This window comes from Nostoc sp. PCC 9305 (genome assembly GCF_963920915.1).
Classification (GTDB): domain Bacteria; phylum Cyanobacteriota; class Cyanobacteriia; order Cyanobacteriales; family Nostocaceae; genus Nostoc.
Genome location: NZ_CAWUDN010000006.1, coordinates 106,752 through 131,240 on the forward strand (window position 1 = coordinate 106,752; position 24,489 = coordinate 131,240).

A 24,489-nucleotide genomic window follows, 5' to 3' on the forward strand; every position below is an offset into this window, starting at 1 on the left:
GTGTGCTGAATTTACCAGCAAACTCAAAACAGCACCTGATTATTTTCACTCGCTATCCAGAACCAGGTAGGACAAAAACCCGATTGATACCTGCTTTGGGAAATGTTGGTGCTGCCAATCTTCAACGGGAAATGACTGAGCATACAATATTTCAGGTTCAAGAATTGCAAAAAGCCATTGACATATCTGTGGAAGTGCGTTTTGCAGGTGGCGATTCGCAACTTATGCAAGACTGGCTGGGGTTAGATTTAGTTTACCAGTCTCAAGATGAAGGGGATCTAGGTTTGCGGATGGCGCGATCGCTTTTTGATGCTTTTCAATCTGGTGCAGAAAAAGTAATTATCATTGGTACAGATTGTCCTGGAGTGAATGCCCAGATTTTAGCAACAGCCTTTGAGAAGTTACACGCTTTTGACCTCGTACTTGGCCCTGCGATCGATGGTGGATATTACTTAATTGGTTTGCGCCAATCCATCCCGGAGCTATTCGTTAACATCGAGTGGGGAACTGCTCAAGTATTTCAGAAAACCGTGGATATTGCCCAGAAACTTAATTTATCATACACGGACTTGTTGCCCTTAGCTGATGTTGACCGACCGGAGGATCTGCCAATTTGGGAACAAGCTCTTGCAGGAGAGATGGAGCGATCGCTTTAGGGAGCAAAATCAAGGGGCGAATTGAAAAAGTGCGTAGGCATCGCTTTTCCATAAAGATGTGAGCCGATGATCTTGGGATGAGAATTAAGAGACAGAAGCAATAAAATCCTGTGAAATATCAGCACTGCTGAAATAGCTCCTTAAAGCTTTTTGAGGCTGCTTCAGGTTTGGCAATAATTTCGACAATTTTATTGCGCGCATCTGCTTCAAACAGCGCCTCAACAGCAACTTGGGCGACTTTCTGTCTGGGAATACTACCATCAAACAGCGTATCTGCACTCTGCATCTCGATGCGGTCGGAGTTGTCTTCATTCTTCAACCCACCAGGCCGCACAATCGTATAAGTAAGACCACTTTTCTGAATATACTCTTCAGCTTGTTTTTTCCACAACAAAATTAGCCAAAACAAGTTCAGCGGATGGAAAAGCCGGGAAGTACACAAAGAAGAAACTAAGATGAGATGCTCAATTCCCTTTGCCTTAGCAGCATCTACTAAATTTTTAGTCCCTTCAAAATCCACTTTATAGGGGCCAGTTGGGTCAAAGCTAGGTTTTGCCCCAGTTGCAACCAACAGAACTGTGCTATCTCCCAACGCAGCAGTTAAACTTTCTGGTTGTAATACGTCGCCTACCACTAATTCGGCTTCAGGAGACAGAATACCCCTAGCTTTCTCTATATCCCGTACCAAGGCTCGGACGGGAATATTCCGCGCTATCAACTGTTGCACAATCCGGCGACCTGTTCCACCTGTTGCCCCTGCTACAAATGCTTTCATAATAAATGCTATCCTGGGAAACTATTGTGTGCTTGTTTAATTCTTTATTTTAGTAATTCTATGGAGTTACTCGCAGATTAATGAGGTTTCGGTCAAAATGGGATCTGAATGCGAAATGACCCAGGTATGTGGGGAATCATTAATATAGACCAACGCCAAAATATACAGTAATGCATTTATGCTTTCAAGAAAAGGCGAATATAAATCCTGGGAAATAACAGAAGCAGTTTTACCTGTAGCGTCCAGCCAAGAAGCCGAGGACACGTTAACAGAACCAAATGTAGCGACGCTGACAAAATTTTACGGTCGTTATCAAGATTTCATGGAAATGGCTGCTCCAGTAGAGAAGGTTGCTGAGTATCTCAATGCTCACCCCTCATGGTTTTCGCGCTGTGCTGAACCCATGAAGGTACAATCACTTGGGGAAAATGGCTATGCTTTAACAATTGGTCGTTTTGGTTCTTTCGGTTATGAAGTAGAACCGAAAATAGGTTTGGAATTGTTGCCCCCAGAGGAGGGTATTTACCGCATCCGTACAATTCCCATTCCTGACTACCAACCGCCTGGTTATGACGTAGATTATCGGGCATCTCTACAGTTAATAGGAAACGATGCTTGCAGTAGTATTGGCGAAGTTACAAAAGTTGAATGGGAATTGGATTTGATCGTTTATCTTCACTTTCCCCGATTTATTCAGCGATTACCTAAGTCTATAATTCAATCTACAGGCGATCGCTTACTTAATCAAATTGTTCGCCAAGTCTCCCGTCGCTTAACTCGCAAAGTTCAGGAAAATTTTCATAAATCTTTAGAAATACCTTTTCCTGCTAATGCTAAGAAAAAGCGTTAATTCCAGAGCAAAGCCGGAGACACTCTGCCTCCGGTCAAAAGCGGAGGTAAAAACACTCCGCCTCTGGTTAAGCAGTCAAGAAGCTCTAGATTCCTGAATACTTAACTATGCTTTAGTGAGAATTCTTTGGACGATTTGCACCCCAGTAACAGCCTGCCAAGCAAAAAGTCCCAAAAGTGTGAAATTTATTAAAATGTGAGTTGCACGCGCCCAATTTGCCCCTTTCTGCATATAAGGGGACAAAGCAGCAGAAAATGCGATTAGACTTGTCATGCCCAGTCCTGCTAACAGGTGAGGCTGCACAAATAACTTACCATTATTGATATAAGTGACGGCCATCCCACCGATCGCACCTGCCACCATCAAAGCTAGGAGTATAGATCCGATTTGGTAGTGTCTGACGTTATATCTACCTTTAATCAATTCTTTTTTTTCTTCCCCCTGAGCATTTCTGGTACGCTGCAATTGCAATCCTAAATAGGCAGCATAAATTGAGAGTACTAATAGCGCCCACATGAGCACCGGATGGAAGAAGTTCAGCCAATATTTCACCGACGTAGAAAGTTCCAGACTCATCGTGTTCTCGCCTAATGATTAAATCTTCATAAAAATTAGCATAACTCTATTTTCTGTGCTTAAAGTTGCACAAATTAAAAGAGACTCCCCCATCTCCCCCGACTATTTTGCTTCGCCCTCTTGCCAAAGTGGATAAACAATCTCAGACTAAATTTTGAGGGTAGACGAACAAAACCCCCTGCGTGGGATCTCATTCATGACTGAAAACAACGATATTTTGCTGCTAAAAGCTGCTAAAAGTGGTGATATCAAGGGGCTGTGTGCGCTACTATCTGCTGGTGCGAGGGTGGACGCGTGCGATCGCCAAGGTACCACGGCATTAATGTTTGCTGCCAATTTAGGCTACACCGAAATTGTGCGATCGCTGCTGGATGCTGGGGCAAATATCAACTTGCCCAGAAAAACCTATGGTTTGACGGCTTTGATGTTGGCGGCTAGTGCCAAACAGCTTGACATTTTGCAACTTTTACTATCTAAAGGTGCGGATGTCAATGCCACTAATGAAGATGGTAGTACAGCTTTAATGGCAGCAGTACTCAAAGGTTATATCGATGTAGTGCGAGTTTTATTGGCTGCTGGTGCCCAAGTTAATATCGCTGATAAAGATGATGATACGGCGTTGAAACTTGCCCTTAAGCAGGGAAAAATAGAAGTTTTACAAGCAATTCTCCAAACTGGTGTCGATGTCAATATCCCAGATGAAGAGGGTGAGACACTTTTAATGCTAGCGGCAGACTTGGGACATTTGGAGATTGTGGAAGCACTGCTAGCAGCGGGGGCTGATGTGAATGTGAAAAACGCTGATGGTGGAACTGCCCTATCGGCAGCAGCAGCGGCTGGACACAGTGCAATCGCAGCAGATTTACTAAATCGAGGTGCCCAGATTAATCGTCAAGATCGAGATGGTGAAACTGCCTTACACCTTGCCGTTGTAGAAGGCTACATTGATGTCGTGCAAATATTACTTAACAGGGGTGCAGATGTCCAAATTAGCAACCACCTCGGCGATACACCACTACTTGTAGCAGCATTACAGGGACATAGCCAAATTGTCGAGGCACTACTAGGTTCTGGCGGAGATATAAATGGGAAAAATCTTGGTGAAGTTCCTTTGACGTTGGCTGCATCGCAAGGACACACCCAAACGGTGCAAGTGTTGTTAGACTATGGTGCTGATGTCAACATTCCAGGGGATGATGGCAAAACTGCTTTGATTAAGGCAACCGAACGCCAACACAAAGAGATCGTACATTTGCTGCTAGCAAAGGGGGCAGATGTGAATTTTCAAGACTCAGCGAGGGCCACATCATTGATGTGGGCTGCTTCAGCAGGTTATGGCGAAATCGTGCAGTTATTACTCAAAGCTGGGGCAGATATGAATTTGAAAAACCGGGGCGGTTATACTGCTTTAATGATTGCAGAATTTAATGGTTATAAAAATGTGGTGCGGAGTCTGCAAAAAGCTGGGGCGCAAGAATAGCAATCTAAATTGTTCATCTAAAATATTTTCAGAAATATCTTGACAAATCATTAAATGAAGATTTTCAGATGAAATCTCAAGGAAGTTTAAAAAAGCAAATCTAGGACGAAGAAAGAAAGCAAAACTCCGTCGTAGCTGTTGTTAACTTGCTACGGCGGAGAAAGAAAAATTAAAACGCCAAAAGGGAGCAGACCAAATGCTCCCGTCACAAGGATAGAAAGAAAGCAAAAATGAAGAAGTAAATTTACCTTTTACTTTTTACCTTGTACATTTTACCTTTTACCTGCTCTCCCCCTTGGCGTTTCCTACTGTGCTAGATGTGCAAAATATATAATTTTTAATTGAACAGAAAAGTATTCTAACGATCATTTTTTATGTATTAACCTAAAGGTTAGATACAAACAAGTTCCCAAAAAGGTTGGTGTACAACCGTTTGAGAGATCGCTACGGAAATTCAAAGGAAAATAAATAAAAAATTAAATTTAGTGGAATCACTGTGGTGAATCCTCTGTCACCATAAACTCAAGCATTGACTCATGACTTGATCGAGTATAAATAGCCAATGATTATAAAATTTGTAGAACAACTAGTGTCATATCATCAGTGTTTTGTTTATCAGCACCGATGAATTGCTGAACTTGGTCAAATAGGTAATCCACAATCTCCTCTGGCCCATTGCAGTATTTACAAGCCGTATTGAAGCCAGTAACAAAATTGTCTTCATCGAAGCGATCGCCACCAGCAGCAGCGGCATCAGTCAAGCCATCTGTATAGTAAATAATTGTATCCCCAGGCTCTAACTGTGCCTGGGCATCTTCATATTGGCTGTTAGCATCCAAACCGATCAACATTCCCAAAGTATCTAAACGGGTGACAGTTTTTGTCGCTGCGTGCCACCACAAGGGAGGATTGTGTGCCGCATTGCTATAAGACAGAATTCGGCTGTGAGGGTTATATTCTGAGTAAAATAGCGTTACAAAGCGATGGGAATTTTCCAAATCCGCATACATAACTCTATTTAAGTTTTGTAGAATTCCGGCTGGGGAATTACCATGTAGCACTTCTCCTCGTAGCATTCCCCGCATCATCGTCATAATCAGCCCAGCGGGGACACCTTTGCCCATGACATCTCCAATAACCAAACCCCAGCGACTAGTTTCGGTGCCACCTTTGATCTTGGGCTGAATCTTATTATGATTGGTAGCAATAAAGTCGTAGTAGTCTCCGCCGACGCGATTGGCAGGTTTACACCGTGCCGCCAGGACTGCACCGGGAATTGTGGGGCATTGACGTGGTAGAAGTCGCCGTTGAATTTCTGCGCCAATTTCTAGTTCTTGGTCTAGGCGTTCTTTTTTTCTTAGTTCTACAGCTAGTTCATCGTTTTCGATCGCTACTGCTGTTTGGTCTGCCACTAACCTAACTAACTTTTGTCTGGTTTCTGTCCAACTATATTCTGGATCGCGGCTCAAGACATAGAGCCATCCCCGTTCTGTATGCTTTACCAGAATTGCCGTACCAAAGATTTGCACATCTGGCCCCAAATAGCGATGCATCTGGTCATCCAAAATCCCCGTGGCATTGGCTAAGGGGGCAGTATTGGGCAAAAGCGTGATTTGACTACTGGCTATTTCTAGCGCTTTGCGGATATTCTTGCGCTGACCACTATCTTGCCAATGTAACTGTTCTAACCTGACTTGACCATTAGGTTTGTAGAGAAACAGGGCGCTACCGTCTGCATCTGTCACTCTTGTTGCCATCAGCGGAATCAGTTCCAAAAACTGATTCAAATTATTGAAACTTCTCAGGGCAAATCCTAAAGAACTTAGCAAATCTTGAATTTTGTTCTGTTCCCGGTGCAACCTTGCCACGAGTTCTTTGAGTGCCACGACTGGTGTGACATCCGTCGTGGCGCTACTATTATTATCAGTGGGTTGAGAGGGCAGTTGAGACACAGGCACGGGTATTATTGCACTTTATATTGGCAGATTTTAGATGACTTATAAATCTTTTGGCTTTGGCATTGCTAAACCATATTTAGACAAGACTTGTCATTTTAGCAAGAGTATAAAGACGTAACAGGCAAATTTTATAAGTATTTTATTTGCTTATTGTATTTCTGATGGAATATTAATCATTTCAAATCATGTATTTTTAGTCCAAATTCTACCCGTAAAAATTACTACTTTTGCTGATATATCAGAAAGCTTTTCATTTTTTCATAACTTAATTACCAAAGCATACAGCACTTCCGGCAGCTATGAGGTACATCCTCAAATTTGAAAGCTTTGATAGGAGAGGGCAAGGAGAAAAACTGTATTGCATAATAGCCGGAAGCGCTGTATCTCTAAAGTCATAAAAATACTTTATTCAAAGAATAATTTATAACGCTCTCAGAGCGACTTTTTGGGCAGAAGCAACTAGAAGACTAGAAGTCTTTTGAGTAAAAACCTCTATAAGCGTTCAAATCGAGCTTGATTTGCTCAAAAACAGAACTATACTCGTTCCCAAACCTGAGAATATGTTAATAAGTTTTCAAATACTTAATTTGTATACCATAATTGCTGGGATAATCGCCAAGATTAAGCTTTTCCATTTTTAATTTCTAGTTTTGTGAATTTTGAGTTGCTGAATACGCAAAATTTAAACCCATCAAAACTGGATAAAAGTGAAGTAACTCTATCTTCTTAGTCAGAGGTAACAGAGTTAAACCATTAGCATGTAATTTATTCTAGGGGGTGAGTCATTTGGTAAGTGTAAGATATGAATAGAAGAGATGACACTAAAAATAGAAGAAATATCTTCTAAGAACTTTAAGTCAAAAGTCAGAAAGAGTGTTTTCATTTAACCATCAGAATTCCAACCTCTTGAGAGAAGTTGCACGAACAAGTCGCCATAGGCAACCCAGGCACCTATGGAGGGAAAACCTTTTGCGCTGGTTCCCCAACGCACTTCTCACCACTGAGACTGCTGTCCATCCCACAATAGAGTTGTATTTGTGGGCGTGAGCGTCTCGATTCCCTTTTCAATTGCTGCAAGACGAAAGTCTAGGGGATTTTGTATGTCGCAACTAACTACCGTGCTGCTACATTTAAAAAGCCCATTTCAGACTTCAAAAAGGGCATTAGCTAGAAATTTTAGCAAAAGTCACCTATTTATTGTGACAAATTCATAATTTTAGGACTTGAGCTGTTTCTAGTTAGTTCAAGTGATAATACCAGATCGGTCATCCCTAAATTTATCAGTTTTAAGACTTACGCAAAAATAGCTAAAAAGCCTAATTTATCGAACCTCCTTCTCTGTCAGAGGCTGACGCCAAAGCGCAGTGTCTCCCAGAGAAGAATAATACAGTATTGCGTAAGTCCTAAGTTTGGTAAGAAAAATTTTTCACTCGAAATTTTTCAACTAACCACTCAAGAGAGCTTCGACAAACTCATAGCTCGAAAAGGGGCGTAGGTCTTCAATTCCTTCGCCAGCACCAATAAAGCGAATGGGTAAACCTAGCTGCTGCACAACGGCTAGGGCAACGCCGCCTTTAGCAGTTCCATCTAGCTTAGTTAAGACAACACCACTGAGTTGCGCAGCTTGGGAAAAAACTTCGGCTTGCCGCAGTCCATTTTGCCCTAAAGTGGCATCTAGAACCAAAAGAGATTCTACTTTGGCATCTGGGGCTTTTTTGTCGATAATTCGCCGGATTTTACCGAGTTCATCCATTAAATTTTTCTTGTTTTGCAGTCGCCCAGCTGTATCTACGAGAAGTAATTCGGTTTGACGCGCTTGAGCGGCTGCGATCGCATCAAATACAACTGCTGCCGGATCTGTATTCTTTCCCGGATTGGCAATTACATCCACGCCACTTCTACTACCCCAAACCTTCACCTGTTCCACGGCGGCGGCACGGAAGGTGTCTGCTGCCCCAATCAAGCATTTATAGCCAGATTTTTGTCCCAAGTGGGCAATTTTGCCAATAGTGGTGGTTTTACCCGCACCATTTACCCCAGTAATTAACCAAATATTTAAGGTTTCTTTTTCTGGGGTAAAAGTAGTTTTGTGGGAGGTTTTGCTCGGTGCATCCAGCATATCTCGAAGGATTTTCTTCAAGAAAGCGATCGCTTCTTCAGGTGCAGTCACTTCTTCTCGCAGTTTTGTCTGTAGGGCATTGATAATAAAGTCTGTCGCCTCTACACCCACATCAGCTTGCAAAAGCAATGCCTCAATTTCCGTTACAGCAGCTTGGTTAAGCGGCCCTTGACCAACGATCGCCTTCAGTTGATTGAGAATACTACGGCGAGTTTTGTCTAATCCTTGCCGGAGCTTTTTCAGCCAGGTAATTTCTTCAATAGAAACGTCTTCTGCACTCCTACCTTGAGCTGCTAGAACTTTCGCCGACCAGACAAACCCATCATCAAATAGCAATCCGGGAATTTCCTCTCCCGTTTCTGAGGTTGTCGCTACTGGCTGTACTACTTCCGGTTCTGGAACTTCAATGGCGGTGGCTATTAGTTGTTCTAGCTTGGCTTGCCGTTCTGCCGCCGCCCGTTCTAAAAAGGATAAGTTAGCTGGTACTGTTGGTTGTGTTGCCTCTGGCGTAGCTAATGGTTCAGTGGGTGTTGGTTCAACTTCACTTGTCGTGAGTTCTGGGCTGGAAACATCTGGCTGTTCAGCAATTGCTGTCACTGAGGAATCTTCTATAATTTCTTCCTCATTAGCAGCTTGGATAACTTCTGGCTGTGCTGTTTCTACGGTTGTACTAGCAGGTTCCTCTGTTGCTTCTGGTTCAGCAATTTCCGCAGTTACCGTTTCTGCGGTTTCAGGTTGTATTGATGATGCTAAGGTATCTGCTGGATCGGGTGGGGTTTCTACTACATCGACTTGCTGTTTTTGCTGAATATTTTTGTAGGCAGCTTTTGCAAATGCCAATAAGTCTGCCGTTGTGTCTGGTGTAGTTTCAGCAGTTGGTGTTGAGGTTTCGGCTGGCTCTGGTTGGGGTTCTTTTACAGGAGGAGTTTCTTCCTGTTTCTTATCAGAGGGAGTGTTAGAGGAATCGTTATGTTGACGACGGAACCAATTAAAAACCATTGCAGCAGTATTGTTTATATGAGTTATGAGTTATGAATTATGAGTTTAATTTAACTTTGCACTTTTTCTTGGGGTGAAAACTTCCGAGTTATCCTCACCTTTCAACGCCAGTTTAAGGAAAATCGTGACAATAGAGAGTTTTTTGCGATCGCGCAGCGTCTCACTTTGAGTGAAGTTTCGCTTGGAGGAAGCCGCAGAAGCGGCTACAGATTTTTCTCCACAGCAGTATAAAAATTATTAATTCCGCAGCGGGACTACGCAGTTTTTTTCTGCTCAGTGACTCGGCGCAAAACACCGTTAATAAACCGATGACCATCGTCTCCACTGTAGCGTTTGGCTAGCTCCACGGCTTCGTTGATGGCGATACTGTCTGGAACTCCTAAGAACTTCATTTCTGCAACCGCGATTTGCAAGATATCGCGGTCAATTTGGGCGAGGCGAGTTACTTGCCAATCTACTAAGGCAGCAGAAATGAGTTCATCTATAATGTGTCGATTTTCGTTGACGGTAATCACAAGCTCTTTAGCGTAATTCCGAACTCCCTTGTCCTGATTGGCTAACTGAATCAATACTGGGAAATCAACTGCTGTACCCAACTGATTGATTGCTGTCTGGGTGCAGGCGATCGCTTCTTGAAGCATTGTTCTGGCAGTATTGAGGTCGGAGGCCCGAGTTTGGCTACTTAAGAGGCGATCGTTACTGCGTTGCAGTTCACCTGCGGCATTATCGAGGGTATCTTGTACTTCTGAGGTCAGAGTGCGTACTGCACCTAGTACCAACTTGGATACTAGTTGGTCGTCTTCCAATTTATCTAATTTCTTTGGGTTGACTGGCAATTGGCTAAGGCTTAAAAGTGCCAATTCACGAGCAATTTGCTGGGGTTTACGAGGTTGCATAAAATTGAGGGTTGATTGTGCGAGAACTGAATTAACTAGGCAAGACAAACTTATAAGTCTATCAATTTTGGCACAGTTAAACAACAACATTACGCATTTGCTTGTGACTATGCCAGATTGATTCCAGAGAGGCAGAGGGCAGGAGGCAGGATAAATAAGCTGTTACGCAAATAAGATTGCACATCAACTGGTGAGGTTGTCCTTTGTCATTTGTCCTTGGTAAACACAAATGACTAATGACGGTCTACACGGAAAATAGTGCAATATGTAAGCGCGTTAGCTTACACTCCTATTATCTCTTGCCGCAACCAGAGCTTTTCTTGGGGTTTAAGTCAAGATCGCCAAAATCTCTGAGTTGGTGGTTTGGAATTAGATGGGGTGTGAGCCACTATTCTTTATTGAACCTCCTGCCTTCTTCACGTTTCTTCAACGGGAATAACCTGCTGCTTGATCTCTTCGTGTTTCACTTCCAATGTGGAATCTTTGGAGAAAACCAAAGGCGTATTGGGAGCGACAATGCCACCTGATACAACTATTTTAAAAGCGTCTTCAATCGACAGAGAAAGGTTCACCACCTCGTCTTCAGGAACGACTGCGTACCATCCGGTAGTCGGATTTGGGGTGGTGGGGATAAAAACACTTAGCACGGGGCGAGACATCTGGGCTTGGATATCACTGCTGATTGCACCAGTAACAAAAGCGATCGCCCAAATTCCTCGGCGAGGATACTCCACCAAAATTACCCGGCGAAACTTGCCATTAGAATCTTTCAGTATTGTTTCTAAAAGCTGTTTGAGAGTTTTGTATACCTGCCCTGCTAAAGGAATTGCCTGTAATAATCGCTCACCAAAATCTAACAACCACCGCCCAGCTATATTTCGAGCCATTAAGCCCATGAGTAATATACTTAGTAGTGGTACAGCCAAGCCTACTAATAAATTAAGTATATTTACTAAAAGCGGGTTTAACCCATCAAAGGGATTCAATTGTTTGGGAATTTGGGTGAGAAAGTTGATTACCCAACTTGCAATGGTAATTGTCAGCCAGATAGTGGTTGCTAGGGGAATTATTACCAACAAACCAGCAATCAGGTCGTTTTTTAAGTCCTGTTTTAGGCGATCGATTACCAAGCCCCGATTCTCCTGTTTTAAGCTAGAGGAACTTTTGTTATTCGTATCCATACCAGCAGATTCGTCAAATTCCGAAGGCTTTAACTTTGGCAGATTCTGCCGCAAGTAACTGTCTAAAACGTTAGCAAGTTGCTTGCTGCTGGAAATCAGCTATTTTCCTATAAGCATACACATAGACATTAACCAATCCGATGGCGACTGGTTATTCTTAGGGGATGTTACTTTTATTTATAAGAATTGTAAATAATTATTGCAAGTTTTTAGGTATTATTAATCTACCGCGCTTAATTAAAAGCTGCTCATGATTGTGAAAGTACTAACTAATAAATTATTTTATCTGGTCAGTCACTTTTGAGCAGAAGCGGCTTTTATGAAAATGCTCTGTTAAGAGTAGTAATTTGTTAGGGATTTCCAAGAAATAAATTATCCATCTTGCGGGGTCAGTATCCTACCTGACCTGAACATAGAAGCAATGGAGACACCCTTCCTGCTAAAGAATTTGGGATGTTTTTTATCTGGAAGTCTGTTTTATCGAGTCTTAAATTATGAAAAACAAGATCCCCGACAACTTTTACGAAGTCAGGGATCTGTGTAGCCTATCTGTGTGCCCTATGATTTTGCGTAGTTTACCGCCGTAGGCATCGCTATACAAGAAATCCTTCTAATTTCCAGCCCTCTTCACGCCGCATCAACCTGTGTAGTTTCAGAATCCGCGCCCTGCAACTGTTGCGTACTCTCTTGTACCAAAATTGCTGTTGTATCTAAATTAGGTTTTGGTAGATACTTCATTTCCCAGACTTTGAGCAAAATCAGGTATTCGTAGAATGCCTGTAATGTACACCAAGCAACTCCGGCACGTCCATCTAAACATCCGCCTAAGATAAAATACATATATATAAACCGTAGCAACGGTCTAGCGGGCAAACGTAAAGACAAATCTTTCAAGGCACGCCGTCTTTCGACTTCCGATTTGCCAAAGAATAAATCTTGCCAGTTCACCTTTCCCTGTTCTAGCTGATACAATGTCTCTTGAGCTTCATCCGTAGAATAACGGTTGTGTTTGTCAATCCAGCGGCTCAAACCTTTACTACAAGTGTAGTGTGGGTATGTTTCTTTTAAAAAGCTAGTTGCACCCTCACAAACTTCTCGCTCAGTATGACCGTAGTCTGTAAACCACACTTTACCGTGGCGGAAGAGTCGCATTTGGTAACGGGGATACTGTGTGCTGTAGCGAATCCAATGATTCATGAACATGACGCGTTCAGCCACGTAGTAACCGATGTAGTCTGGATTCTGACTTGCCTTTTCGCATTCCGCAAACAGTTCTGGTGTCATACGCTCGTCAGCTTCGAGGATATAAACCCATCGATGCTTCGGGGGGATAGACTCTAACATCCAGGTGCGCTGGCGTCCGTGGCTTTCAAAAGCGTGTTGGACAACGCGGATGGGATAGCGACTGGCGATTTCCACAGTGCGATCGCTACTGCATGAATCCACAACAATGATGTCATCTGATAACATCGCCGATTCGATACAAGCAGCAATATCTAGTTCTTCGTTATATGTCAGTATGTAAATTGAGAACATTACTCAAGTTTTATAGCGATTTTACTCAGTGATAATTGCTTTGTTATTGTTATTAGCTATTAGGCGCATGGCAGTATCAGCCGTCAATAATTTTTGGATACTTCTTACTGCCATGCCAATAATGGATTAGCGTGCGGCAGTTCTAGGTTTACCACCTTGTACACCACCCCTACCTCTTAAGCTTGTCCAGCCGATGATAATGTAACCAATGGACAATAGCAAACTGCTAATACCAATCCGCAGTCCAGATTTCCAAGCAGTATCTTTAGCTTGTTGCAGTGCTTCGTCTCGGCGCTGGCGAAGTTGGCTCAGTTGTTGAGTTTGCAGCGTTTGAATATCTGTTTGTTGTTCGATAGCTTTGTCAAGTACTTGGGGATTTGTTTTAGCCTTCTTCAGTAACTCTTTTATATTTGCGGGAATTTGAGGGCTTTCAATTGCTTGCTTATATTTTTGGTCATCTTTGAGGATTTCACTAAACTGAGCTTTGGTTTGGTTTCGCAGTTGGTCTAGTTGCGCTTTTCCTTGATCGGTATTCAGTTGTGCTTGCAATTGCGATAACCGAGTGTTCAGTTGAGTTTCTGCCTGATCTGCTTCTTGGGTAATTCGGTTGAGTGTTTGAGTCTTGGCTTGATTGACGTTATTTAGGTGCAGAGGAAAAATCAGCAAGAACATCAACCCTAAAATACTGGAGATAATCGCGGCGGGAAATCTTAAATCGATACCTTGGGGGCGATCGCTCGCTGGATCGGCATTTTCAATCCAATAGGCAGCAAACAGAAGCCCCAAACCGACTAGAGGAACAATTCCGCGATCGACGAGCGCTGTTGCCAAATTGATTTGCCATACCCGATCGGTGGGTTGAAAGGGTAACAACAGAATCAAAAAGTCAACGAAAAAGGACAAAATGCAGATTATTCCAACGACCTTAAGTGTGAGAGCAGTACTCACGGAAGTAAAACGGTTAACCATAGTTTTTCAAACTGGTGGAGAATACGAGTGATTTTCATATTTCAAGCTACTTGAATATTGTGCCCATGACTATGACTATTGTGTAAAAACACAAAGCAGATTCAATATTGGTAAAGGTTATCTGCCTCTTGGTTTTCAACTAGCCCACAGTAACATTTGTTATCTACAGTGTCTTCAGGAAAATCCTGGTATTTTAAGATACGAAGTTGATGCGGTGTTAGAGGAACACACTCGTTAATTACCCAATCTCCCTGATTGCATTTCTCAATCGGTCGTAATACAGACCTTTTATAAGGGATCGCAGATGTCCATTGGTGTCAACTTAAATCGAAACCTTTGCAATAAGGTTGTATCGACTTATCGCCCAATTTGAGCAAGGAAGGAATTATTACTGAGGGCATATGCTACTAGAAGTGATTGAGCTTATATTGAGTCGGGATTTTTGGGAGTATTTAGCTTGCTATACTTACAGTAGTTTTCTTTTGCATGAAGTAGAAAGCTATGGGTTTTGAGGCAGGAGGTAGAAACTCTTTATATCTGATGCGTGAGTCCTGCATTTTTTACCTCAGTTACTTGCAAACTCTTGTATTTATACTCTTTTTTGCTAATTCCTACAAAAAATGAGCAAATCAGAAATAATAACTAACAATCAGGTGTGAACTTTACTAGAATCAGTTCGTCGATGATTTTTGTTAGCAAAAAGAGTGAATTTGAAGGAGTTAGACTCTGAAAGGCTTTGAATTCAAAGGTGTTGAAAAACTTATTGGCCCAATAGCCGCGCTTCTCGGCTTTGTGTATTTGTTGCAATGGTATATTGGAGACTTGCGATCGCCTTCCGATCCCATCTTTGAAAATAAACAGCCGCCTTTGGTGATGAAAGAGGGCGACCCTTATATACGCGCTTTAATGCGAACTATCTCGGCAAGTGAGGCTAGTGGAAACCGTCCCTATTCGCTGTTATACGGTGGACAGCAAGTCAACGATCTTAGCCGACATCCTGAGATATGCGTCACAATTGTCACAGGTCCCAACACAGGTAATTGTTCTACCGCTGCTGGCAGATATCAAATCATCAACATTACTTGGTATCGTTTAGCTCCTCGTTATCACCCAAAGCCAATGCAGATGATGTTTTGGACTGCTTATAGTTTTGAAGCAGAATATCAAGATGTAGTAGTTTACCGTTGGTTAAATGATTCTAAAGTTTGGGGAACTAATATTCCTCAACTGTTGCGTCAAGGAAAGTTAAATGATGTTTTGCGGCGACTCTCTCCCACTTGGACAAGTCTAGGATATGGTATAGAAACTAATTCTGTTAGTAGCTCTTTGCCTAAGGTTTATCAGAAAATGTTGCAAGAAGAATTAACCGCAGCTAAACAACCGACAGCCCCGAATTCGCCACCATCCCCAACTCCTTCTAGCAAAGCAGTAAAGAAGTAGTGAAGTTATCCTAATTTTTAACTGGCTGCGGATAAAAAAGTTTTGATATTTTCCACAAATGCCAAAGTATTTTCAAAGTGGATATTGTGTGCAGCATTGCTAATTATTTTTATCTGAGCAAATTCACATATTCTAACCATGTCTGTATTAATAGATATAAATTTTTGATCGTATTCACCCACTAGTAAAAGTATATGAATTTTATTCTCTTGTAGCTTCTCCCATAAAGAAGGTTGACATCCATTCCCCATAAAGCGCAGTGATTTATCTAATTCCTGTGGATTGTTCTGCAACCGACTTTCAACCATGCGATCGTATTCTGGATGATTTTTTATATAACCAAAAATCGGTTGATTATACCAATTTGATATAAAAGTGGCAAAATCGCTTTTTTCAAAACTTCTTGTTAATTTTCTACCTATTTGAGTATCAATTTTAATGCGTTCTAATCGTTCTGTTTCTGTTGGCAAACCTGGGGAAGCTGACTCTAGAACAACTTTATGAAAGCGTTCTGGAAAATGCAGGGCTAGGTATAAAGCTAATCTTCCACCCATTGAATAACCAACTAAAAAGCACTTGGCAATTTTTAACTCATCTAGTAAGTTGATTAAAGCATGAGCAGTGTTTGCCATTGTATAGTATTCATCCTCACCCAAAACTTGAGTTTTGCCGTGTCCTGGGAGATCAAGTGTTAAATAGGAAAATTCGTTAAATAGTAATTTAATGGCTTCATTAAATTCATTAATGTTACCCATGAAGCCATGCAAAAAAATAATTAGTGGTTTATCTAGAGTGTTAGTTAAAGAATAATGAAATTGATAATTTTTTAGAATCATAGTCTAGGTAAAAATCATTATTGCACAGCATATTATCTGCTAGAATAAGTTTTTCCCTCGTTGCCTCCTAGAAAAAGCGAACAAAGGAAAGTCTATAAAAATAGGTTATCTACCAGTTGGCAATATGATGTCGCTGGAGTGAATGTCAGGATGCACTATTGAGTTTTGATGTATCGCTGCTAGTGCATCACTAATTTTGCGAATGCATTTTAGATTATTTTTCTAATTTCTAAGGCAAAAATCGATCTAAAGCTGCTTTTAACTGTTTAATTTCAACGTCAATATTACCCTCTTGTGCGGCTCTACCAATACACTCAGTTAAATGTTCATCCAAAACAATTCGCGCGACTCGATCCAATGCGCCTCGCACTGCGGCAATTTGCAGTAGAACATCAGGACAAGGGGTACTTTGCTGCACCATTGCCTTAATACCACGAACATGTCCCTCTATACGCGATAATCGATTGACAATTCGCCGTAAAGACTCTTCACTATGGATGTGAGGATGAGTCAACTCTCCAGTTCCATGAGTATCATCTGTATGCTCATGGTCTGTATCGTGATAGTGGGAATGTTCTACTTGCTGGGATGTTGGCAAGGATTCCTTACCTAATCGATTTGATCCATTCATGGGCTATGAAAAGGCTTGTATTACTAAGATCCTAGTTTAGTACTCGACCAACCCAAAATTTCTGGGTGAAGGTGGGGCCCATTCACCCTAACTTTACTACTGACGATTGGCTTTTTCTTGAGGAATAATCTCCGTTACTACCCTACCGCTAGAACTGCCACCTTTGACAACAATATTTTCTGTTTGCAGATTACCAACTGCTGTTTCACCCACAAAATTTAATGGTGGGTCAACTTGCCGATAAACAACATTTCCCTGAGCTTCAACTAACTTATTATCTAAATACCAAGTTAGTGTATTGGATCTTAGAGACTGGCGACGCTGACCAATAGCATTGACGTTACCTTTTAAGTAAACAGTTTTTTGCGGTATTTTCATTTCACCTTGATTGGCTGTCACTGTGACATTTTCAGCACGATGGAACATTCGTGTGGGCGAATTTGTAGTGACAGTTTCTGCGTTCATGTTCCAGGTCATAGAATTACTAGATATTTGCATTGGTGGGTCTAGTAATTCTAGTTGAGCATTCTTTTGGACAGTGGCAATTTTTGTTTTTAAGTTGACTTCGGCAGAATTTCCCTTACCGCGATCGCTAATTTTATTATCTTTGTAGCGGTCAATTTCTAGGGGGCGATCGCCAATTAGTTTTTCTTCTTTAATATTCCAGATTAAATGTTCAGTTCTCACTTGCATCTGGGGATCGATAGAATTTGCTACCACTCCTCCAGAAAATTCCATCCGCTGTTCGCGGGTTTTTACTCGCACTTCCTGCGCTACTGCTTGTAGTTTTTTATGGGTGCCGTTAATCTTGTTACGAACAATCAACAAATCTTCTTTAGGACGCCATTCTAATTCATTCCCTTGCAACACAATCCCATTACTAGGATCTGTGGCAAATATCTTACCTTTAAGAAACAACTGCTTCCCATCTTGTTCAATGTCTGCTACATCTGCCTTGATTTGGTAAACAATTTTGCCATCTTGATATAGTTCACCATAAGGACTTTCAGCCTGACCAATTTGTTTTTCTTTGGTGTATTTTGCGGTTTTAGCCCTGACTTTCCAAATTGGTCTTCCCACTTCATCTGCTTGTTCTAAGGTGACATCAAAGAAAGTCAAATTACTATCTTTGTTAGATGAATTCGCAGTATTTTGTTGGGAAGTTGGCGGGGATTTGCTCTCACAGCCAATTAAACCAAATACTAAGAAAAAGGTCAAAGGTAAAATAAGAAAGGAGGGAGTGGGGGAGAAATTTTGAATTTTTCTCTTTTCCCATCTCCCTCTTTTATGAAATTGATACGTCATTATTCTTGGATTTCTAGGTGTCCATCACTACTTCTGGGGTCTTCCAAAAAACCGATCCCAGATAATGGTCGGTATGGATAGCTTTGGCGAGGGGTTTTTTGAATATCTTCTTTGATCGCTTCTAAATCAATATAGCGATCGCTTACATTGATTAAGCTGTCGCTAGTCATGGAACGCAAGCTCACAACTTCTACCCGCACGCCACGATAGCTGACTGAATTGACCGCATAAGCTAAATCCCCATCACCGCTGACTAAAACTGCGGTATCATAAGAATCTACTAACGCCATCATGTCTACTGCTATTTCTACATCTAGGTTAGCTTTTTTAGAGCCATCTGGTAGCTGGACTAAATCTTTAGCAATGACTCGATAGCCATTGCGACGCATCCATAGCAAAAACCCCTGTTGCTTCTCGTTTGTCCGATCTACGCCAGTGTAGAAAAAAGAACGCAGTAATCTAGAACCTCCTGTTAATCGACATAATAGCTTCGTGTAATCTATTTCAATACCTAGTTGCAGTGCAGCGTAAAATAAATTTGAGCCATCAATAAATATGGCGACCCTACCTCGATTCTCCAAAACCTGTTCTGGCGTAAAGATTGAATCATTTTCCAAATTATTCAACATCATTGTGATACCTCAGTTTTTATCCCTGTTATTTTTGATACAAATTACCAACTTTTAGATGCTAGTCACAGCGGCTTATGATAATGTTCCGCGGCTAATTTAAATTGAGCCACGATAAATTTTGTGAGAAAATAAAAAGCTGAACAAAATCAGAGTTTGATAAGGACTAATCGTTTTTCGGGGGTTCTATTCGTTGAAAAACAGGTTGGTGTTTACCCAACTGTTGTTTGCTCGATAGTAGTCCCCATGTAGCATGGGTGGCAAAAGGAGCATTAACTGAACTTTGTATGCGATCGTTAAAGTTTATTCCAAAGCCCAACTGCTGATAAATATCGCTGCTGACGTTCGGAATAATTGGGGATAGCAGATAAGCTGCTAGTCTAACCGATTCTAGAACTGCGTAGAGAACCTTTTCCACCGACTCCTGCTGTCCCTGTTTATATAATGACCAAGGAGCCTGTTCATCAATAAACTTATTACTGGCTTGCGCCAATGAAAGTATGGCCACGCAGGCTTGACTGAAAGCTAGCTCTTGGTATGCTTGTTTTACCTGTTTCCCTAGACGTAAACCAATTGCTTTCAAAGGATTTTCGTCAGGAATCCCTTCATTGCCGATTGATGGGACATTATTCTCAGCACAGTACTTTTTCACCATGCTCAAAGTGCGATTGAGCAAATTACCTAAATCATTTGCCAAATCTGCATTCAGAACATTAATGAACCTAACTTCATTAAAATCTCCATCTTTGCCAAATTCGATTTCCTTAAGGAAGTAATAACGAACGGCATCACTACCATAGCTCTTAACTAATGCCACAGGATCGAGGGTGTTACCCAGACTTTTGCCCATCTTCTGCCCGTCTTTTGTCAAAAAGCCATGCCCAAAGACTTTCTCTGGCAAAGGTAAGCCTGCTGACAACAGCATTGCTGGCCAGTAAACTGCATGAAAGCGCAGAATATCTTTACCAATTAGGTGCAGGTTGATTGGCCACCATGTTTCTAAAGCATTTGCTAAAGTTGGTTCTGCATCTGGTTCTAGTAATGCTGTGACATAACCTAGCAGCGCATCAAACCAGACATAGAGAGTGTGCTTGGGATCGACTGGTACGGGAAAACCCCAATCTAAATTCACTCGTGAAATGGAAAAGTCTTGCAGTCCTTGATTGACAAAGTTGAGAACTTCATTACGCCGACTTTCTGGTTGAATAAAACCCGGTTTAGATTGATAAAATTCTGTCAGCTTAGTTTGATATTTGGATAAGCGGAAAAAATAGTTTTGTTCGTCTCGCCACTCCACTTCTTTGTTAGTATGAATTGGGCAACGGTGTCCTTCTAGCAGATCCCGTTCTTCTTTGAATTCTTCGCAAGATACGCAGTACCAGCCTTGTTGTTGTCCTTGGTAAATATCACCAGATTCCCAGACTCGCTCAAAGAATTCTTTCACGATCGCTTGATGACGAGGCGCAGTAGTCCGACTAAAGCGATCGTATTGAATGTCTAATAATTGCCATAAACTCACGAAACTAGGGACAATTTCATCACAAAATTCTTGTGGCGCTTTGCCTAAATTTTCTGCCGATCGCTGAATTTTTTGCCCATGTTCATCTGTACCTGTAATTAGTAATACTTGATAACCCAGTAATCTCTGAAATCGCGCCACTACATCTGCTGCGATCGTCGTATAAGCACTGCCTATATGAGGGACATCGTTTACATAATATAGGGGTGTGGTCAGCGCAAATGTCAATTCTTTTTTATTCACTAGATTCATACAAAATAAAAATTAACTTATTAAAACGTTTTACATCTTAGCTGTTGTCGGCAAAACCAGTGAATTATACAACATTATTACCATTTTTTCCAATAACATCTTCATACTAGCAAATTTATCAAATCCAGAATTGTTTTTTAATATGCATCAATTAAACCCATTTTTACCTAAAAAATGGAAATTCACTAATCATAATTTTTTTGAATAGTTTCTATTAGATATTATTGTGATCGAGAATACATAATCAAGATTACAGAAAATCTAGTTGCTTTTGGAGATTAGATATTTCTATCTTAAGACGGTCATGGCATTAGTAAAGAAATGTAAAAATTAAATTAAGACAAACTGCCATATTTACCGGAAAATATATTGATTAGGTATGAGTGGAAATAGCCCCCTAGAGATTTCTCGCGCTTTGGTGGCGGCATTCTCAACCCAAATGTTCCGCTATTACGAAGACCGCATTCCCCGGGATGCAAGCGTCTTGGTAGTCAGCAATCACCGCAGCTTTATGGATGCACTGATTTTAATGGCAGCGTTATCGAGTCCGATTCGCTTTGCTTGCCATCACTACATGGGACAAGTTCCAGTCATGCGGGAGATTGTCACCGGTCAATTGGGGTGTTTTCCCTTGGAAGATACTCAAAACCGCCAGCAAAGCTTTTTTTCGCAGTCACAGGTGCTATTGCAGTCCAAGCAGATGGTGGGAGTATTTCCAGAAGGGACTGAACCAATGGTGAAATTTACTCAGCCAAGCCAGGTGGGTGAGTTTCAGCGAGGATTTGCTCATTTGGCATTACGAGCGAATGTGCAGGATTTAGCTATTTTGCCGATCGCGATCGCTTCCTTAGAAGAAGTAAATACCAATGGCTTCCCATTAAGATTTTTAAGTGTATTCGACCCTTCAGAACCTTTATTTAATCAAAATGGTTGGCATCCCTTGGTAATTTATCGTCGAGTTGCGGTGTTAATCGGTCGTCCTTATTGGATTACGCCCCAACATCATAAAAAATATCATGGCAAACAAGCCAGAACTGTTGTGGCTGAACTGACAGAACACTGTCAGGGTGAAATTAGCAATTTACTGCGTCAAGGTTGCTATTAAAGCTATTCGATTTTGGACTTTCCTGCGGAACGCTACGCGTAGCTTGCTTCCCCAGAGGGATACGGCTTTGCTCAGTCGAACAATTTTGGATTGTCTGCACAACTTTGAGTAGCTTGTTCCAAAACTTTTTTGTTTTTGCTCAAAAGTACCGAAGCTAATAAAAGCAACAATTCGCAGTCCAAAAGTTTTATACCATTGACTAATGACTAATGACCAATGACCAATGACTATCACAGAAGTTGAGCTAAACCCTTGTTTTTTAACTCCTAAACGAGTACAGCCAGAGTATCCGCTATTGGTATATTTGCCAGGAATGGATGGAACTGGTCAATTATTGCGATCGCAAACCGCTGGATTAGAAACTGGCTTTGATGTGCGCTCTTTGGCGCTCCCTCGGAAAGACCTTAACACTTGGGATGCCCTAACTAAGAGTGTATTAAACTTGATCGACACCGAATTAGAAAAAAGCTCTCAAAGACCAGTTTACTTGTGTGGTGAGTCCTTTGGTGGTTGCTTGGCAATGAAAGTGGCAATCCAAGCACCCCATTTATTTAAGCGAATTATCCTCATTAATCCAGCTTCATCCTTTCAACTTCGCCCTTGGTTAAGTTGGGCATCCCAGCTAACTTACTTAGTGCCAACAGGATTGTATGATATTGGCGCACTAGGCTTGTTGCCATTTTTAGCATCTTTGTCACGCATTTCTCGGAGCGATCGCCACGATTTGCTAAAAACTATGCGCTCTGTCCCGGCAGAAACCGTTCTTTGGCGGTTGTCTTTACTGCGAGAGTTTGATGTTGATGAGGAAAAGTTAAGGCGTTTAACTCAACCAGTTTTGTTGATTGCTGGTGCTAGCGATCGCCTTTTGCCTTCTGTAAATGAAGTGTACCGGATAGGGAACATTTTACCAAATAACAAGATTGTAGTGTTGCCCAATTGTGGACACGCTTGTTTGCTAGAGCAAGATACTAATCTCTATGAAATTCTTAAGGATAACGACTTTTTAGAAAGTAAAGCTGATAGCTGAGGTAGGATTAGATGAATATACAGAATTACTTACATAAGAAGATTTAATTGCTGTTAATTGATAAAACAAGATTGCAAATAAAAGTGGGCGTTCTGACTACAGAACTACTCACTTTTCTAGAAGGCAAAGAGTTGTTGACATTAGGTTATCAGTGGTAAAATCAGAACCTCTGTCATCCATCTTATGTCTATAGTTAAAGCTCAGAATAATTCCTATTTGCTCTGACGAATTGTACTTATTGAGAGATGTCAAAGCCACTTAGACTTCGCTAAAACCAAAAGAGAGGCTTTACAAGATGGTGTCAAGCAATGGCAGACAAACCCCAAGAAATAGAGGTGAATAAATTAGTTAATTCACCCAGAGAAACTTCAGAAGTAGGAATTCAGGCTCAATCATCAATAGAAAATGAACCGTCTATAGTAGAGTCTTTTGTTAAAACTGTTGCTGAGACTGGCCAAGCAGTTTTAGACACAGCAATAGGGGTGGGAGAAGCGACGGCGAAAGAAACACACAAGTTTATTGAGCAAACAACTCAAACCAGCGGTCAGGTTGTGAATCGCCTCAGCGAAAATTGGCTGATTAGAAAACTATCTGGAGTCTTAAATCTCAATTGGCTGATTAACGATAGTAACCTTGTTGATTTAGAACAAGCAGAAGCGGCGGTAAACAAGCTCAAAAAACAGTATCCAAATGAATCACCTAGCCAGCTTGCTCACCGAATCATGGTGGAAAAAGCAACTCAAGCAGCCACAGTTGGACTAGCCACTAGTTTTTTGCCAGGAATAGCAGTGGCATTGTTGGCAATTGATTTAACAGCCACAACAAAATTGCAGTCAGAAATGCTTTATCAAATTGCATCTGTCTACGGGCTAGATTTAAAAGATCCTGCACGTAAAGGTGAAATTTTAGCAATTTTTGGGTTGGCTTTGGGTGGAGGGCGTTTGTTGAAAGCTGCGGGATTAGGCTTGCTGCGAAATGTACCCTTGGCAGGTGCAGTTATTGGAGCTAGTTCAAATGCAACGATGATCTATTCATTGGGGTATGCTGCTTGTCGATTTTACGAAACCAAGCTGGATGAATCTACTTCTTTGGCATCGCCAAAGACATTGGCAACATTAAAATCCGAAAGTGAAAAGTATCTAGAAAGTGCGATCGCTCAACAAGCTCTCATGGATCAAATCTTAGTTCACATGATCCTAGCTAGTCATCCAGAAAAGACTTGGCAAGAAATTTTACCAGAATTAAAAGCTTTAAACCTCAGTCCCACTTCTTTGGATGCCATTGCCCAAAATATCAAATCGCCCAAGCCTTTAGATGTATTGCTCAATCAACTGAATCGGGATTTTGCTATACCCTTGTTGGCCCAGTGTTACAAAATTGCCCAGCTTGACAATCAGATTACACCAGTTGAGCGAAAAATCATAGAAGCGATCGCCAGCAAATTTGACATTGATACAAACAAAATTGGGGGATAGGCATTGGGCATCGGGCAAGAAGCAGGACGTAAAAAAATCTGACTTTTCACGGCATCTGGAAAACCTCACTTCAAAGTCTCTCTCCTAAAAGGAGAGAGACTTTGAATTTTCCCACTTCCCGCGTCGGGAAGGGGGTTAGGGGGTTAGGTTTTTGGTGGACTTTTCCACATAACGCGAAAAGTCAGATAAAAGAATGGAGATCATAGCTTCATTAACGAGTATCAAAGACTCGTTAACGGAGTTCTGAGGTGGATTAACGAGGATCAAAGACTCGT

At 41.5% G+C, this 24,489-nt stretch carries 20 protein-coding genes; 7 read left to right on the forward strand and 13 right to left on the reverse strand.

The window, feature by feature from the left end; translation table 11 throughout:
• Window positions 1-2 precede the first annotated feature (2 nt).
• Window positions 3-656, forward strand: coding sequence for a TIGR04282 family arsenosugar biosynthesis glycosyltransferase (locus tag ACM0OX_RS04165; protein WP_414513293.1), 654 nt, complete (start codon window positions 3-5; stop codon window positions 654-656).
• Window positions 657-774: 118 nt separating this feature from the next.
• On the opposite strand, the gene ACM0OX_RS04170 is transcribed toward ACM0OX_RS04165, so the two are convergent.
• Window positions 775-1,431, reverse strand: a complete 657-nt coding sequence (locus ACM0OX_RS04170) for an NAD(P)H-binding protein (protein WP_414513295.1) — start codon at window positions 1,429-1,431, stop codon at window positions 775-777.
• 178 nt (window positions 1,432-1,609) lie between these two features.
• Between ACM0OX_RS04170 and ACM0OX_RS04175 the strand changes: the two genes are divergently transcribed.
• A complete protein-coding gene (locus ACM0OX_RS04175; RefSeq protein WP_414513296.1) occupies window positions 1,610-2,281 on the forward strand; it encodes a DUF1997 domain-containing protein in 672 nt (223 codons plus the stop codon).
• 105 nt (window positions 2,282-2,386) lie between these two features.
• Here ACM0OX_RS04175 and ACM0OX_RS04180 read toward each other — a convergent pair whose 3' ends face one another.
• The gene (locus ACM0OX_RS04180; protein ID WP_414513298.1) at window positions 2,387-2,857 is read right to left on the reverse strand and encodes a DUF4079 domain-containing protein; all 471 of its coding nucleotides are present in this window, start codon (window positions 2,855-2,857) and stop codon (window positions 2,387-2,389) included.
• Window positions 2,858-3,053: 196 nt separating this feature from the next.
• Here ACM0OX_RS04180 and ACM0OX_RS04185 point away from each other — a divergent pair, with 196 nt between their 5' ends.
• On the forward strand, window positions 3,054-4,337 hold the full coding sequence (locus tag ACM0OX_RS04185; RefSeq protein ID WP_414513300.1) for an ankyrin repeat domain-containing protein: 1,284 nt from the start codon (window positions 3,054-3,056) through the stop codon (window positions 4,335-4,337).
• 566 nt (window positions 4,338-4,903) lie between these two features.
• Here the strand turns inward: ACM0OX_RS04185 and ACM0OX_RS04190 are convergent.
• The 6 genes from ACM0OX_RS04190 to ACM0OX_RS04215 all read right to left on the reverse strand — a co-directional run bounded on the left by ACM0OX_RS04190 (window position 4,904) and on the right by ACM0OX_RS04215 (window position 13,995).
• Entirely contained in the window at window positions 4,904-6,295 is a 1,392-nt protein-coding gene (locus ACM0OX_RS04190; RefSeq protein ID WP_414513301.1) for a PP2C family protein-serine/threonine phosphatase, read from the reverse strand.
• A 1,444-nt stretch (window positions 6,296-7,739) separates the two neighbouring features.
• Window positions 7,740-9,413 (reverse strand): signal recognition particle-docking protein FtsY, encoded by a 1,674-nt coding sequence (ftsY, locus tag ACM0OX_RS04195; RefSeq protein ID WP_414513303.1) that lies wholly within the window; start codon window positions 9,411-9,413, stop codon window positions 7,740-7,742.
• A gap of 254 nt (window positions 9,414-9,667) precedes the next feature.
• The gene (gene nusB, locus ACM0OX_RS04200) at window positions 9,668-10,309 is read right to left on the reverse strand and encodes a transcription antitermination factor NusB (protein WP_292787087.1); all 642 of its coding nucleotides are present in this window, start codon (window positions 10,307-10,309) and stop codon (window positions 9,668-9,670) included.
• 416 nt (window positions 10,310-10,725) lie between these two features.
• A complete protein-coding gene (locus tag ACM0OX_RS04205; protein ID WP_414513305.1) occupies window positions 10,726-11,490 on the reverse strand; it encodes a DUF502 domain-containing protein in 765 nt (254 codons plus the stop codon).
• Window positions 11,491-12,117: 627 nt separating this feature from the next.
• Window positions 12,118-13,026, reverse strand: coding sequence for a glycosyltransferase family 2 protein (locus ACM0OX_RS04210; RefSeq protein WP_414513307.1), 909 nt, complete (start codon window positions 13,024-13,026; stop codon window positions 12,118-12,120).
• 126 nt (window positions 13,027-13,152) lie between these two features.
• On the reverse strand, window positions 13,153-13,995 hold the full coding sequence (locus ACM0OX_RS04215) for an HpsJ family protein (RefSeq protein WP_414513309.1): 843 nt from the start codon (window positions 13,993-13,995) through the stop codon (window positions 13,153-13,155).
• Between the two features lie 792 nt (window positions 13,996-14,787).
• On the opposite strand from ACM0OX_RS04215, the gene ACM0OX_RS04220 reads away from it, so the two are divergent.
• Window positions 14,788-15,435: a glycoside hydrolase gene (locus ACM0OX_RS04220; protein ID WP_414513311.1), complete on the forward strand. Its 648-nt coding sequence runs from the start codon at window positions 14,788-14,790 to the stop codon at window positions 15,433-15,435.
• A 17-nt stretch (window positions 15,436-15,452) separates the two neighbouring features.
• On the opposite strand, the gene menH is transcribed toward ACM0OX_RS04220, so the two are convergent.
• From menH to metG, 5 genes are all read right to left on the reverse strand, one after another.
• On the reverse strand, window positions 15,453-16,271 hold the full coding sequence (gene menH, locus ACM0OX_RS04225; protein WP_414513312.1) for a 2-succinyl-6-hydroxy-2,4-cyclohexadiene-1-carboxylate synthase: 819 nt from the start codon (window positions 16,269-16,271) through the stop codon (window positions 15,453-15,455).
• A gap of 229 nt (window positions 16,272-16,500) precedes the next feature.
• On the reverse strand, window positions 16,501-16,902 hold the full coding sequence (locus ACM0OX_RS04230; protein ID WP_414513314.1) for a metal-sensing transcriptional repressor: 402 nt from the start codon (window positions 16,900-16,902) through the stop codon (window positions 16,501-16,503).
• Between the two features lie 96 nt (window positions 16,903-16,998).
• A complete protein-coding gene (gene lptC, locus ACM0OX_RS04235; RefSeq protein WP_414513316.1) occupies window positions 16,999-18,207 on the reverse strand; it encodes an LPS export ABC transporter periplasmic protein LptC in 1,209 nt (402 codons plus the stop codon).
• Window positions 18,207-18,836, reverse strand: coding sequence for an NYN domain-containing protein (locus ACM0OX_RS04240; RefSeq protein ID WP_069072029.1), 630 nt, complete (start codon window positions 18,834-18,836; stop codon window positions 18,207-18,209). The genes lptC and ACM0OX_RS04240 overlap by 1 nt, the downstream gene beginning before the upstream one ends.
• Before the next feature lie 166 nt (window positions 18,837-19,002).
• The gene (metG, locus tag ACM0OX_RS04245) at window positions 19,003-20,607 is read right to left on the reverse strand and encodes a methionine--tRNA ligase (RefSeq protein WP_414513318.1); all 1,605 of its coding nucleotides are present in this window, start codon (window positions 20,605-20,607) and stop codon (window positions 19,003-19,005) included.
• 379 nt (window positions 20,608-20,986) lie between these two features.
• Here metG and ACM0OX_RS04250 point away from each other — a divergent pair, with 379 nt between their 5' ends.
• From ACM0OX_RS04250 to ACM0OX_RS04260, 3 genes are all read left to right on the forward strand, one after another.
• Window positions 20,987-21,712: a lysophospholipid acyltransferase family protein gene (locus tag ACM0OX_RS04250; protein ID WP_414513320.1), complete on the forward strand. Its 726-nt coding sequence runs from the start codon at window positions 20,987-20,989 to the stop codon at window positions 21,710-21,712.
• 223 nt (window positions 21,713-21,935) lie between these two features.
• Window positions 21,936-22,739 carry an alpha/beta fold hydrolase gene (locus ACM0OX_RS04255; protein WP_414513321.1) on the forward strand — a complete coding sequence of 268 codons (804 nt, stop codon included), beginning with the start codon at window positions 21,936-21,938 and terminating at the stop codon, window positions 22,737-22,739.
• Between the two features lie 308 nt (window positions 22,740-23,047).
• Window positions 23,048-24,214 carry an EcsC family protein gene (locus ACM0OX_RS04260; protein ID WP_414513322.1) on the forward strand — a complete coding sequence of 389 codons (1,167 nt, stop codon included), beginning with the start codon at window positions 23,048-23,050 and terminating at the stop codon, window positions 24,212-24,214.
• Window positions 24,215-24,489: the final 275 nt, after the last annotated feature.